13 protein-coding genes are annotated in these 12,164 nt (G+C 73.3%); 9 read left to right on the forward strand and 4 right to left on the reverse strand.

Annotated features, from left to right (window positions below; all coding sequences use genetic code 11):
- Positions 1–54: 54 nt before the first annotated feature.
- The 8 genes from NUV38_RS09430 to NUV38_RS09465 all read left to right on the forward strand — a co-directional run bounded on the left by NUV38_RS09430 (position 55) and on the right by NUV38_RS09465 (position 8,206).
- Positions 55–2,652, forward strand: a complete 2,598-nt coding sequence (locus NUV38_RS09430; protein ID WP_257728879.1) for a DEAD/DEAH box helicase family protein — start codon at positions 55–57, stop codon at positions 2,650–2,652.
- A gap of 53 nt (positions 2,653–2,705) precedes the next feature.
- On the forward strand, positions 2,706–3,200 hold the full coding sequence (locus NUV38_RS09435; RefSeq protein WP_257728880.1) for a general stress protein: 495 nt from the start codon (positions 2,706–2,708) through the stop codon (positions 3,198–3,200).
- Positions 3,201–3,270: 70 nt separating this feature from the next.
- Positions 3,271–4,314, forward strand: a complete 1,044-nt coding sequence (locus NUV38_RS09440) for a MaoC family dehydratase (RefSeq protein WP_257728881.1) — start codon at positions 3,271–3,273, stop codon at positions 4,312–4,314.
- Positions 4,314–4,886, forward strand: coding sequence for a histidine phosphatase family protein (locus NUV38_RS09445; RefSeq protein WP_257728893.1), 573 nt, complete (start codon positions 4,314–4,316; stop codon positions 4,884–4,886). The genes NUV38_RS09440 and NUV38_RS09445 overlap by 1 nt, the downstream gene beginning before the upstream one ends.
- A gap of 10 nt (positions 4,887–4,896) precedes the next feature.
- On the forward strand, positions 4,897–5,721 hold the full coding sequence (locus NUV38_RS09450; RefSeq protein ID WP_257728882.1) for a PHP domain-containing protein: 825 nt from the start codon (positions 4,897–4,899) through the stop codon (positions 5,719–5,721).
- 332 nt (positions 5,722–6,053) lie between these two features.
- Positions 6,054–6,749 (forward strand): hypothetical protein, encoded by a 696-nt coding sequence (locus NUV38_RS09455; protein WP_257728883.1) that lies wholly within the window; start codon positions 6,054–6,056, stop codon positions 6,747–6,749.
- Positions 6,746–7,504 (forward strand): DUF4166 domain-containing protein, encoded by a 759-nt coding sequence (locus NUV38_RS09460; protein ID WP_257728884.1) that lies wholly within the window; start codon positions 6,746–6,748, stop codon positions 7,502–7,504. The genes NUV38_RS09455 and NUV38_RS09460 overlap by 4 nt, the downstream gene beginning before the upstream one ends.
- Before the next feature lie 63 nt (positions 7,505–7,567).
- Complete coding sequence (locus NUV38_RS09465) at positions 7,568–8,206, forward strand: TetR/AcrR family transcriptional regulator (protein ID WP_257728885.1); 639 nt, start codon at positions 7,568–7,570, stop codon at positions 8,204–8,206.
- Positions 8,207–8,213: 7 nt separating this feature from the next.
- On the opposite strand, the gene NUV38_RS09470 is transcribed toward NUV38_RS09465, so the two are convergent.
- From NUV38_RS09470 to NUV38_RS09485, 4 genes are read right to left on the reverse strand one after another with little or no spacing between them, the layout of a single operon-like run.
- Positions 8,214–8,930, reverse strand: coding sequence for an FAD-binding oxidoreductase (locus NUV38_RS09470; protein WP_257728886.1), 717 nt, complete (start codon positions 8,928–8,930; stop codon positions 8,214–8,216).
- Positions 8,927–9,547 carry a sulfite oxidase-like oxidoreductase gene (locus tag NUV38_RS09475; RefSeq protein WP_257728887.1) on the reverse strand — a complete coding sequence of 207 codons (621 nt, stop codon included), beginning with the start codon at positions 9,545–9,547 and terminating at the stop codon, positions 8,927–8,929. Before NUV38_RS09475 ends, NUV38_RS09470 begins: the two co-directional genes overlap by 4 nt.
- Positions 9,544–10,389: an alpha/beta fold hydrolase gene (locus NUV38_RS09480; RefSeq protein ID WP_257728888.1), complete on the reverse strand. Its 846-nt coding sequence runs from the start codon at positions 10,387–10,389 to the stop codon at positions 9,544–9,546. Before NUV38_RS09480 ends, NUV38_RS09475 begins: the two co-directional genes overlap by 4 nt.
- Positions 10,386–11,141 carry an SDR family oxidoreductase gene (locus tag NUV38_RS09485; protein WP_257728889.1) on the reverse strand — a complete coding sequence of 252 codons (756 nt, stop codon included), beginning with the start codon at positions 11,139–11,141 and terminating at the stop codon, positions 10,386–10,388. Before NUV38_RS09485 ends, NUV38_RS09480 begins: the two co-directional genes overlap by 4 nt.
- Before the next feature lie 74 nt (positions 11,142–11,215).
- On the opposite strand from NUV38_RS09485, the gene NUV38_RS09490 reads away from it, so the two are divergent.
- Complete coding sequence (locus NUV38_RS09490; protein ID WP_257728890.1) at positions 11,216–11,965, forward strand: ParA family protein; 750 nt, start codon at positions 11,216–11,218, stop codon at positions 11,963–11,965.
- The last annotated feature ends 199 nt before the right edge of the window (positions 11,966–12,164 follow it).

Below are 12,164 nucleotides of genomic sequence, written 5' to 3' on the forward strand. Positions count from 1 at the left end.
TCCGGCTCCTAGGCTGTCAGCCCGCGACCACCTTCTCGACCCGCAGAGGACGCCATGCCCGACCCCTTCGTCCTGCGGCGCTTCCAGTCCGAGGCCCTGGCTGCGGTGGAGCGGGCGCGGGCGGCCGGACGACGTCGGTTCTGGGTGTCGCTGCCGCCCGGGGCGGGCAAGACGGTCCTCGGCACCGAGCTGGTGGCGGCACGCCTCGCCGACGACGGCCGGCGCGCGGTCGTCCTCGTCCCCAACACCGCCATCCAGGCGCAGTGGATCGCCACGTGGTCGCGGTACGGACGAGGCCCCGCGAGTGCCGAGCGGGACCTGACGGCCGACGTCGCGGTGCTCACCTACCAGTCGCTCGCCTCGTTCTCGCCCGACGGCGACGACGAGGAGGAGGACGGGGGAGAGGGTGGTCTCGTCGATCGCCTGCACGACAACGGGCGGGCACTCGTGGCCGCCTTGCGGGAGGCCGGACCCCTCACGGTGCTGCTCGACGAGTGCCACCACCTGCTTGAGGTCTGGGGAGCCCTGCTCCGCGAGGTGCTCGATCCGCTGGAGGACGTGCTCGTGCTCGGCCTCACGGCGACCCCGCCCGGCGTCCTGAGCCGGCGCCAGGCCGAGCAGGTCGACGACCTGTTCGGCGACGTGGTCTACCAGGCGTCGATCCCGGCGGCCGTGCGCGAGGGTGTCCTCGCACCGTTCGCGGAGCTGGCCTGGCTGACCCGCCCCTCGGACGAGGAGGAGGCCTGGCTCGCGTCGTCGGCGACGAGGTTCGCCGAGCTGACCACCGAGCTGCTGAGCCCCGGGTACGGGTCCGTGCCCCTGCTGGTCTGGTTCGACCGGAGGATCGGGGAGCTCCCCGTCCCGTGGGCCACGTTCGAGCGCGAGGAGCCCGACCTGGCGACCTCGGTGCTGCGGCTCGTCGCCGCCGGGCTGCTCGACCCGCCCGAGGGAGCGGTGCTGCGCGAGCAGCACCGGACCGACCTGACGGCCGACGACTGGGCCCGCCTCGTCGACGACTGGGTGCGTGGCTGCCTGGCCCGCAGCGAGCTCGACCAGGACCGCTCGGTCATCGAGGACCTGCGCAAGGCGATGCCGGGGATCGGGTTCCGGGTCACGCGCCGCGGGGTGAGCGGGGCCGGGTCCGCGGTGGACCGCGTGCTGTCGCGCAGTGCCAACAAGATGCGTGCCGCGGCCGAGGTGCTGCTGGCCGAGCGGTCCGCCCTCGGCGACCGGCTGAGGGCCGTGGTGGTGTGCGACCACGAGCGCGCCTCGCCGACGTCGTCGCTGGTGCTGCGTGAAGCGCCGGCCGAGCACGGTTCGGCGCTGGAGGTCATGGACGCCCTGCTCGACGCCGGGTTCGAGCCGGTGCTGCTCACCGGACGCACCGTCGCGGCCGGCGCGGAGCACGCCCGGCGGCTGGTCGAGGTGCTGCGCGGGCTGGACCCGGGCCTCGACCTGGCCACGGAGCCGCTGCCCGGCCTCGAGGGCCGGTTCCACCGGTTGGTGGGGCCGTGGTCGAGCCGACGCTGGGTGCCGCTCGTGACCCGGGTCTTCCAGGCCGGGGAGTGCGACGTGCTGGTGGGGACCCGAGCCCTGCTCGGTGAGGGGTGGGACGCACCTCGGGTCTCGACCCTCGTCGACCTGTCGACGGCCTCGACCACCTCGGCCGTGACGCAGACCCGGGGCCGCGCCCTGCGTGTCGACCCGTCGTGGCCCGACAAGGTCGCCACGACGTGGAGCGTGGTCTGCGTGGCGCCCGACCACCCCGGTGGCGACTCCGACTGGCGTCGCTTCGTCCGCAAGCACGACGGCTACTTCGGTGTCGACGACGACGGCCAGGTGGTCTCCGGGGTCGCCCACGTGGACGCCCGGTTCTCGCCGTTCGCGCCGCCGGAGACGGACCTCTTCCCCGTCGTCACGCTGGACATGGCCCAGCGGACGACCGAGCGCGACGTCGTCCGCGCCCGCTGGCGGGTGGGGGAGGCGTACCGCGACGAGGTGCGGCGAGCCATCCGGGTCCGGGAGCAGGGTCCATCGAGGACGTCGGAGCCACCGCGGACCGTGGAGGCCCCCACGCCGCCCTGGGCGCGGATGGGCGAGGCGGGCGTCGTCGGGACCGCTCGGTCGGTGCGGTGGTCGCCGTGGGACGCGGCACGGGAGGCGTCTCGTGACCCCGGGCTCGCCGCCCATGCGTGGGTGGTGGCCGACGCCATGGCGGCGTCCGGGCTCGGCGGCCCTGGCGCGGTCGGGGTGCGGGCCGTGGTCGATGCCACGGGCACCTACCGGTTCGAGCTCGATGCGGACGCGTCGACGTCGTCGCAGTTCGTCGACCTGGTCGAGGAGCTGCTGGGACCGGTCGTCACCCCGCGGTGGCTCGTCGCACGGCACCAGGCGCCCCCGCCGACCGCGGGGACCGGCTGGCGGGTGCTGCTCGGGCGGGCTCGTCCCGTCGCGCGGACCTGGTACGGGGTCCCCGCCGAGCTCGGTCGCAACGCCGGACGTCGGCGAGCGTTCGAGCAGGCCTGGGCGCGGTGGTTCGGCCCGTCGACCGTGGTCGCGGCCGGCTCGGACGTCGGTACGGCCGCCCTGGTGTCGGCGTACGGCACCACGCCGCTCGACGTCGTGACGTTGCTGCGCTCGAGCTGGTCGTGACCACGGGACGACGACCGCGGGGCGCGCGGTGGGCCGCGGCCTAGACTGATCGCATGCCTCCCGTGAACCAGGGACTCTTCTCGCTCGAGTTCCCCCAGTCCCTCGGTGTCTACGACGACTACGCCACCGCCCAGAAGGTCGTCGACCACCTCTCCGACAAGGAGTTCCCGGTCCAGAACCTGCTCGTGGTCGGCACCGACCTCAAGCAGGTCGAGCGGGTGACCGGTCGGCTCACCACGAGCCGCGTGGCGGGCGCCGGTGCCGCGTCGGGCGGCTGGCTGGGTGTGCTCGTGGGCCTCCTGCTCGGCATTTTCAGCGACGAGAGCACGTGGCTGCAGACCGTCGTCGGCGGCCTCGGCATCGGGATCGTCTTCGGCGTCGTGTGGGCCCTGCTGGGCTACGCGGCCACCCGGGGCCGGCGCGACTTCAGCTCGGTCAGCAGCGTCGTCGCGACCAAGTACGAGGTGATGGTCGAGCACAAGCACCGCGCCAGGGCGCAGGAGCTCATCGCCGACCTCCCGGGTGCCCGCCCCAACCCGTTCGTCTGACCCACCGCGGCACGCGCGCCGCGACGTCCCACGTCCCGTCGAGGCCGACGGGACGCGAACCAGGAGAGCCATGACCAAGACCAACCCCGGCAACTTCTTCGAGGACTTCAGCGTCGGGCAGGTGATCGAGCACGCCACCCCGCGGACGATCACCGACGGCGACCGGGCCCTCTACGGCGCGATCTACCCGACGCGGTTCGCGATCCCGTCGTCGGCGGAGTTCGCCGCCTCGGTCGGCCTCGCTCCGCACCCCGTCGAGGACCTCGTCGCCTTCCACGTGGCCTTCGGCAAGACGGTCCCCGACGTCTCGCTCAACGCCGTCGCGAACCTCGGGTACGCCGAGTGCCGGTTCCACCGGCCCGTGGTCACCGGCGACACGCTGCGGACCCGGTCCGAGGTCATCGGCCTCAAGCAGAACTCCAACGGTCGCACCGGTGTCGTCTACGTGCGGTCCACGGCCACCAACCAGCGGGACGAGGTCGCGCTCGACTGGGTGCGCTGGGTCATGGTGCACAAGCGGGACGCGGACGCGCCGGCCCCCGAGACGGTGGTCCCCACCGTGGCGGACGTCGTCGCCCCCGACGACCTGGTGCTCCCCGCCGGGCTGGACCTCACGCACTACGACACGTCGGCCGCGGGCGAGCCGCACCGCTTCGACGACTACACGGTGGGCGAGACGATCGACCACGTCGACGGCGTGACCCTGAGCGAGGCCGAGCACATGATGGCCACGCGCCTGTGGCAGAACACCGCCAAGGTCCACTTCAACACCGAGGCCCGCCCCGACGGCAAGCGGCTCGTCTACGGCGGGCACGTGATCTCGATGGCCCGCGCGCTCTCGTTCAACGGGCTCGCCAACGCGCAGCTGGTGGCGGCGATCAACGCCGGCTCCCACGTGGCCCCGGCGTTCGCCGGCGACACCGTGTACGCGTGGTCGGAGGTGCTCGACAAGGCCACGCCCGCCGCCTGGGAGGGGACGGGTGTCGGAGCCCTGCGCCTGCGCCTGGTGGCCACGAAGGGCCGCGACGAGAGCACCACCCTGCGCGGCGAGGACGGGAAGTACGCCGACGGCGTGCTGCTCGACCTCGACCTGTGGGTCCTGGTCCCGCGCTGATGGGCGCCACGCTGTTCCTCGTCCGGCACGGCGAGACCGAGTGGAGCGCCGTCGGCAAGCACACGGGAACGACGGACCTGCCGCTCACTCCTGCAGGCGAGGCCACGGCACGAGCCCTGGCCCCGGTCCTGGCGGACGAGCACTTCGACCTCGTGCTCTCGAGCCCGAGGCTGCGGGCGCGCCGCACGGCAGCGCTCGCCGGGTTCGGCGAGGCCACGGTCGAGGGTGACCTGGCGGAGTGGGACTACGGCGACTACGAGGGGCTGACCACGCCGCAGATCCGCGAGCAGGTGCCGGGCTGGACCATCTGGAGCCACCCCGTGCCGGGTGGGGAGAGCGCCGAGGACGTGGCTGGACGTCTCGACCGCGTGGTGGCGCGGGTGCGGGCCACCGAGGGACGTGCGCTGGTCTTCGCCCACGGGCACAGCCTGCGGGTGCTCGCCGCACGCTGGTTGGGCCTGCCGGTGCCGGACGGCCGGATCTTCGACCTGGACACCGCCACCTACTCCGTGCTGGGCGACGACCGGGGCCAGCCGGTGGTCCAGCGCTGGAACGTCACGGCCACGCCCTAGTCTGGCCATCGTGAGGATCGATCTCCACACCCACTCCCACCGCTCGGACGGCACGGACTCGCCGACGGAGCTGGTGCAGAACGCCGCGCAGGCCGGGCTCGACGTCGTCGCGCTGACCGACCACGACGCGACCACCGGCTGGCAGGAGGCGCTCGCGGCCGCCGACGGCCTCGACGTCGTCGTGGTCCCCGGCATCGAGATCTCCACGACGTTCCAGGGCGAGAGCGTGCACCTGCTGGGCTACGGCTTCGACCCGGACCACCCCCCGCTGGTGGAGGAGCTGGACCGGGTGCTGGACGGGCGCGACCAGAGGCTCCCGCGGATCCTGGCCAGGCTCGCCGAGCACGGCATCGAGATCACCGAGGCCGACGTCGCGCTGCAGTCGGGGTCGGCCGCGGCGTCGGGGCGCCCCCACGTGGCCGACGCGATGGTCGCCAAGGGCTACATCGGGCACCGCGACGAGGCCTTCCAGGGGTGGCTGAACAGTCGCGGGAAGGCGTACGTCGGGCGCTACGCCGCCCCGCTGCTCGGGGCGATCGAGCTGCTGAAGGCCGCCGGCGGCACGGCCGTGGTCGCGCACCCGTGGTCGCGGGGGAGCGACCGGGTGCTCACGTCGGCGGCGTTCGAGGAGCTCGCCGCCGCCGGCCTGGACGGCATCGAGGCCGACCACGTCGACCACGACGTGTGGTCACGTCGCGGTCTGCGTGACATCGCGCGCGGGTTGGACCTCGTGGTCACCGGCTCCAGCGACTACCACGGCACGGGCAAGAGCTCGGCCTTCCACCTGGGCGCCAACCTCACCGACCCCGCGGAGTACGAGCGCCTGCTGGGCTGAGCCCTTCGACCTCCCTCGCCGGACGCAGGATGCTGCGTCCGTGCGCTGACGTCCGAAGGATGCTGCCTTCGGGGCGGGATCCCGTCGTGAACGCAGCATCGTTCGGCTTCGCGCTCACGAAGGCAGAATCCTGCGTCACTCGCGGTCCGCTCCGGTCGAGGCCCTTGCGGAGGTCGGCTCGGCTCGGGGTCGCGGCGACACAGCAGCGAGCACGCGCACTCGCCGTCGAGCCTGCACGGCGCCTGGCCGGGCGCAGCATCGTGGCCACTTGAGCATCTGCTCAAAATGTGTCATCGTTCTCTTGAGCGACTGCTCAAGACCCAGGAGGACCAATGACCCGACCCCGCACTGCGCGCCACGGCATCCACGTGGCCGTCGTGACCCGCTCCGACGTCGACCGCCTGTGGGCGCTCACGCAGGACCCGGCGCAGCACACGCGGTGGGACGTGCGCTTCGGCCGCATCGAACCGACGCTGCCGGGGGAGTTCACCTATCGGCGGTTCGGGGTCCGCGGCACCGGGACGCACGCGGGGGAGCGTCGCTCGGCCGACGGTGGCGCGACGTCGGCGCTCACCTTCGCGTGCCCGAACCCGCTGTCGCCGATCGTGGTCGGGTCCGGCTACTGGCGGTACCGCCCGCTGCACGGGGACCACGGACCCGCCGGCACGTCGTTCGAGACCAGGTACGACTACCGGACGCGCAGCGGCGGCGTCGATCGCGTGTTCCGCCCCCTCATGGCGTGGGGCACGGCGTGGTCCTTCGACAGGCTGCGGCTCTGGGCCGATCGCGGCATCGCACCCGAGGTCTCGGCGGCCGTCGCACTGCTCGACGCCGGCGCTCGCCTCGCCCTAGTGACGCTCGTCGGCCTCCTGGGCCTGTCCCTCGGAGCCGTGCCCGCACTCGTCGCCACCCTGGTCGGCGGTGCACTCGCCTGGACCGCGCCGCCGCTGCCGTGGCGACCGTCCGCCCGCCGCACGACCTGGTCGTGGCACCCGGCCACGACCCGGACCGAGGAGGTCCTCGCATGACCATCACCCAGCTCCGGCCCGTCGCCGACACCCGGGCGCCGGGGACCAGCCCGGACGTCTCGATCTTCGCCCGCGCCATGGGCTCGGACTTCCACCGGCTGCACCCGCGCATGCAGGAGCGGTTCGGCGTGAACGCGAGCGACCGGCGGGCGTGCGTGGGGCGCGGCGTCATGGACGAGGTGTGGCGCGGCCGGCCGGTCGTGGCCCCGTTCCTGCGTCTCGGAGCCCGCCGGAACCTGCTCTTCCCCGAGACCGGCCGCGACCTCCCCTTCACGATCGAGAACTACCCCTACCTCGACGACCACGGTCGCGAGACGGTCACGTTCGTCCGCACGTTCGAGGTGGCACCCGGGCGACGCCGACGCTTCGACGCCACGATGGTGCTCGACTCCTCGCGGGGCCCGGGGCGTGACGTCGTCGTCGACTACCTCGGGACCCACCAGCACGTCGCGGCCGACCTCGACCTCTCGGTGGACGACGCCGTGCCGGGTGGGGGCGGTCTGCGCATCGAGAGCTCGGCGATGCGGCTGCACGAGGGCCCGGTGAGTCTGCGGATGCACCCGCTCGTGTGCGGACGCGCGGTGGTGCGTGAGCACTGGGACGAGAGCGAGCAGTGCTACCGCATCCGGGTGGAGGTGCACCACGAGGTGGTCGGCCCGGTGTTCGGCTACCACGGCCGCTTCACGACCACGTTCATCGACGCCTCGACCGTCCCGGCTGCCGTGCGTCCGTACCGCGAGCAGACCCGGGTGTGAACCGTCGCCGAGGGCGCCCGGCGCGGCGCCGACGCGGGCGTCGCTCGCCGATAGGCTCGTGACGTGAGCGACGACCCCCGCACGCTGCAGACGCGTCGACGCCTCGTCGACGCCACGATGCAGACGATCCGTGAGCAGGGGATCGCGAAGCTGTCGGCGCGCACGATCGCGACGACCGGCGGGGTCAACCAGGCGCTCGTGTTCTACCACTTCGGCACCGTCGACGGCCTCGTCGCCGAGGCGTGCCGGGTCACGACCGCCGAGCGGGTCGACCGCTACCGCGACGCCTTGGCCACGGTGAGCAGCTTCGGCGCGCTCCTCGACGTCGCCGACCGCGTCCGGGCCGACGAGCGCGAGGCGGGCAACGTCGCGGTGCTGGCGCAGGTGCTCGCCGCCTCGCACGGCAACCCGGCGCTCGCGGCAGCGGCCGGCGAGGCCATCGGACTGTGGTCGGCCGCCGTCCGCCCGGCGCTGCAGCGCCTGCTCGAGACGTCGCCCGTCGGCGAGCTCTTCGACGCCGACGTGCTCACGGATCTTGCGTCGTCGGCGTTCGTCGGCATCGAGCTGATGGAGCCGACGCGGACGGACGGCGCCTCGGCGGTCGAGGACCCCCTCGCGCGCCTGCGGCCCGTGGCCGAGCTGCTCGACGGGCTCGGCCCGATCGCCCGACGCGCCGTCCGCAGCGTGCTGCGCGGTCGCTAGGAGCTGCTCAGCCCGTCTCGCCGAACTGCTCGACGCGGATCGCGTCGGCGGGGAAGGCCTGCTCCTGCAGCAGGCGGGTCGCGTAGCCGACGAAGCCGACGGATCCGCACACGTACGCCGCCTCGACGCCGTCGAGCAGGGGCGCCACCTCGTCCGGGTACGGGGGCGCTGCGACGCGGGCACCCAGGTTCTCGCGCGTGAGCGCCACGAACGCTCCCGAGGCGCGCAGCTCGTCGGCGTAGGGCAGCACGGCGAGGGACTTCGCCACCACGACGACCCGCAGCGAGTCGGCGGCACCGGTGCCGATCGCGTGACGCAGCATCGAGACCATCGGCACCACCCCGGAGCCGCCCGCGAACGCCAGGGCCGGTGTGGAGCCGTCCCACGTGAACCAGCGGCCGATCGGCCCCCGCACCTCGAACGTGTCGCCCACACGCACGTCGTCGTGCAGGAAGCCCGAGACCTCGCCGTCGTCCATCCGCTCGACCATGAGCTCCACGAGCGGGTCACCCGGGGCCGACGCCGTCGAGTAGCTCCGCTGCGCGGTGTAGCCGTCCTCGGCGCGCAGGCGCACGACGTAGTGCTGCCCGGCGCGATGAGGGGCCGGCTCCGGCAGCTCCAGGCGCAGCCGGACGAAGCCCTGGGTCGGATGGTCCACCGTGCGCACGGTCGCCAGCTGCCAGCCGGTCACGCCGCCCGGCGCCGAGGGTGTCGCGGCCGTCACGGGTCGCCCTGGTAGCGCTGCTCGCGCCACGGGTCGCCACGGTCGTGGTAGCCGCCGCGCTCCCAGAAGCCCGGTTCGTCGTGGTCGAGCAGCTCGAGGCGGGTCAGCCACTTGGCGGACTTCCAGAAGTACAGGTGCGGGACGAGGAGTCGCACCGGTCCGCCGTGCTCCGGGGTGAGCGGAGAGCCGTCCGCGTCCCAGACCACCCAGGCGCGGTCCGCGCGCACGTCGTCGAGCGGGAGGTTCGTCGTGTAGCCGGTGCGCGAGTGCGCCACCACGTGCGTGGCGCCGGTGGCGACCCCGCAGACGTCGAGGAGAGTCTCGACGCTCACCCCGGTGAACGGGGTGTCGAAGCGCGACCAGGTGGTCACGCAGTGGATGTCGACCGTCGTCGTCGCGTGCGGCAGGGCCCGAAGTGCGGCCCAGTCCCACGTGTGCGGCTCCAGCACGGCTCCGTCGACCGTGAGCTCCCAGCGGTCACGGTCGACGGCGGGGGTCGGCTCGGCCGAGAGCACCGGCCACAGCTGCCCGGTGTCGTACTGCCCGGGAGGGAGGCGGTCGGACTGCGCGGGGCGCCGGCGTCCCACGAATCCGCGCGTGACGGGCTCGTCGGTCATGACGTCTCCTCCAGGAAGGGCAGCCACGCGGCTGCCAGGCCGACAGGGTTCTCGACGGCGGGGGAGTGGTCGGCACCGGCCACCACGTGGACGGTGGTGCCGAGCCGGGCTGCCATGTCGTCCTGCACAGCATGCGGCCACGCGTCGTCACCCGCACCACGACCGACCCACACCGGCAGGCCGGTGGCAGCCACGTCGGCGACGCGGTCCGGGGCGTCGACCAGGTGCTGGGTGAACGCCCGCAGGCCGGTTCGGGAGTTCCGCTGGAAGCGGTCGAGCAGGAACGCCTCGACGGCGGGCGGGTTCACGCCCAGCGCGGGGCCCTTCAGTGCACGGAACACCTCGGCCATCGTGGCCGGACCGTCCAGCTCGGCCACCAGACGCTCGAGGGGACGTCCGGGCGTCGACCCCAGCGCGGCGGGTCCGGTGCACAGCAGGCTCAGGCTCGTCCAGGTGCCCCCGTGGTCCACCGCGGCGGTCTGCGCCACCAGTCCGCCGAAGGAGTGGCCCAGCAGGTGCGACGGGCCGGACGAGACCTCGGCAGCGAGCGCCGCTGCGTCGGCGGCCAGGCTCGCGAGGCTGAAGTCGTCGGTCTCGTCCGCCACGGTCTCGTACTGACCTCGCTGGTCGTACGCCGTCGCGTCGAACCCGGCACCGGCCAGCAGCGGCAGCATCGGCGTGAAGTCCTCCTTGCTGCCGGTCCACCCCGGGACCATCAGCACGTGGCCACGCGTGCCGCTGCCGTCGGCCCGGACCCGGTGCACGGCGACCTCGCCGCGTGCGGTGCGGACGACGGACGCCTCGACCCCCGGCGGGAGCTCCAGCGTGCGGGGCGTGCTCATCGACCGCGCTTGGCGATCCGGGCGACGATCGAGGTGGGGGCGTACCGCGAGATCGTGGCGAGCACCTTGTAGCGCAGGCTCGGGACCGACAGCGACTTGCCCTTGTCGAGGTCCGACAGCGCCGCCTTCACGAGCGTGTCGGCGTTGAGCCACATCCATCGGGGGACGCCCGAGACGTCCATGTTCGCCCGCTGGTGGAACTCGGTGCGCACGAAGCCCGGGCACAGGGCCATGACGCGGACCCCGGCGTCGGCGTACTGCCAGTCGGCCCAGCGCGACAGGTTGACCAGCCACACCTTGTGCGCGGAGTAGGTGCCGCGCGGCGTGAACGCGGCCACGCTCGAGACGTTGACGATCCTGCCCTGTCCCCGCCCGGCCATGGCCTTGATGGCCACGTCCATGAGGTGCATGGGGGCGCGCACGAGCAGGTCGAGCTGACGGTCCTCGTCGGCGATGTCGGTGGTGCCGAACCAGCCGGGCAGCGAGGCACCGGCGTTGTTGACCAGCAGGTCCACGGGCGAGGTGCTGCTGGCGAGCGCGTCCTCGGCCGCGGAGAGGCCCTCGGGCGTGGTCAGGTCGGCCACGACGACGTCGGCCCGGACCCCGTGCTTCGCGCGGACCTCGGCGGCCACCTGCTCGAGCCGGTCGCCGTCGCGGGCGAGCAGCACGACGTCGTGGCCGCGAGCGGCGAGGGCACGGGCGAAGGCGAGGCCGATGCCTGCGGTGGCACCGGTGACGAGGGCTCGGGTCATACCGTCAGCATGCCACGTGACCACGGGGCAGGACGCCGGGGTCGCAGGGCCTCATCGGGTGGCATGATGACCCCGTGACGACGACGATCTCCGTGGTGAACCAGAAGGGTGGCGTCGGCAAGACGACCACCGTGGCATCGCTGGGTGCGGCGTTCGCCGAGCTCGGCAGACGGGTCCTCCTGGTCGACCTCGACCCGCAGGGTGGTCTCACGTTCTCCCTCGGCATCGACCCCGAGGACCTCGACGTGACCGTCGGCGAGGTGCTCCTGGGCAAGGCCAAGCCGGCCGACGCCATCGTGGTCACCGAGGACGGCATGCACCTGCTCCCCAGCAACGTCACGGTCACCCAGGCCGAGGAGGCGCTGGTGAGCCGGACCGGCCGCGAGCAGCGGCTGCGGGTGGCGCTCGACAAGGTCGCCGACGACTACGACCTCGTCGTCATCGACTGCCCGCCCACCCTCGGTGTGCTCACGGTCGGCGCGCTGTCGGCGTCGCAGAAGGTTGTCATCCCGCTGCAGGCCGAGACCCTCTCGCACCGTGGCGTGCTGCAGCTGCTCGACACCGTCCACGACGTCAAGCAGTTCATCAACTCCGAGCTGGAGGTCGCCGGCGTCCTGCCCACGATGTTCGACGGCCGCACCAACCACGCCCGTGCCGTGCTCGCCTCCATCGAGGAGCAGTTCGAGCTGCCCGTGCTGAGCCCGCCGATCCCGAAGTCGATCCGGTTCGCCGAGGCCCCGGCCATCGGGCGGTCGATCCTCAGCGTGCACACGAACCACAAGGGAGCCGACGCCTACCGCGAGGTGGCCAAGAGCCTGCTCTGACCGGACGAGACGTCGAAGGGGCCCCACGCCGGGCGTGGGGCCCCTTCGCGTCGGGTCGTGCGTCAGTCGGAGGAGCGCGGCGCGGACGCCGTCGCCTCGGTGCCACCCTGGGCGCCGGAGCCCTGGCCCTCGACACGCTGGCCGCTGCGGGTGCGACGACGGCGGCGGTTGCGGCTCGCGCCGCCCTCCTTGCCCTCGC

It is taken from the genome of Aeromicrobium sp. 50.2.37 (assembly GCF_024655735.1).
Taxonomy (GTDB): domain Bacteria; phylum Actinomycetota; class Actinomycetes; order Propionibacteriales; family Nocardioidaceae; genus Aeromicrobium.

Bases quoted from the DNA above. Each gene is read 5' to 3' on its own strand.
- NUV38_RS09430 (WP_257728879.1), top strand. From the start codon at position 55: ATGCCCGACCCCTTCGTCCTGCGGCGCTTCCAGTCCGAGGCCCTGGCT.
- NUV38_RS09435 (WP_257728880.1), top strand. From the start codon at position 2,706: ATGCCTCCCGTGAACCAGGGACTCTTCTCGCTCGAGTTCCCCCAGTCC.
- NUV38_RS09440 (WP_257728881.1), top strand. From the start codon at position 3,271: ATGACCAAGACCAACCCCGGCAACTTCTTCGAGGACTTCAGCGTCGGG.
- NUV38_RS09445 (WP_257728893.1), top strand. From the start codon at position 4,314: ATGGGCGCCACGCTGTTCCTCGTCCGGCACGGCGAGACCGAGTGGAGC.
- NUV38_RS09455 (WP_257728883.1), top strand. From the start codon at position 6,054: ATGACCCGACCCCGCACTGCGCGCCACGGCATCCACGTGGCCGTCGTG.
- NUV38_RS09460 (WP_257728884.1), top strand. From the start codon at position 6,746: ATGACCATCACCCAGCTCCGGCCCGTCGCCGACACCCGGGCGCCGGGG.
- NUV38_RS09475 (WP_257728887.1), bottom strand. From the start codon at position 9,547: ATGACCGACGAGCCCGTCACGCGCGGATTCGTGGGACGCCGGCGCCCC.
- NUV38_RS09480 (WP_257728888.1), bottom strand. From the start codon at position 10,389: ATGAGCACGCCCCGCACGCTGGAGCTCCCGCCGGGGGTCGAGGCGTCC.
- NUV38_RS09485 (WP_257728889.1), bottom strand. From the start codon at position 11,141: ATGACCCGAGCCCTCGTCACCGGTGCCACCGCAGGCATCGGCCTCGCC.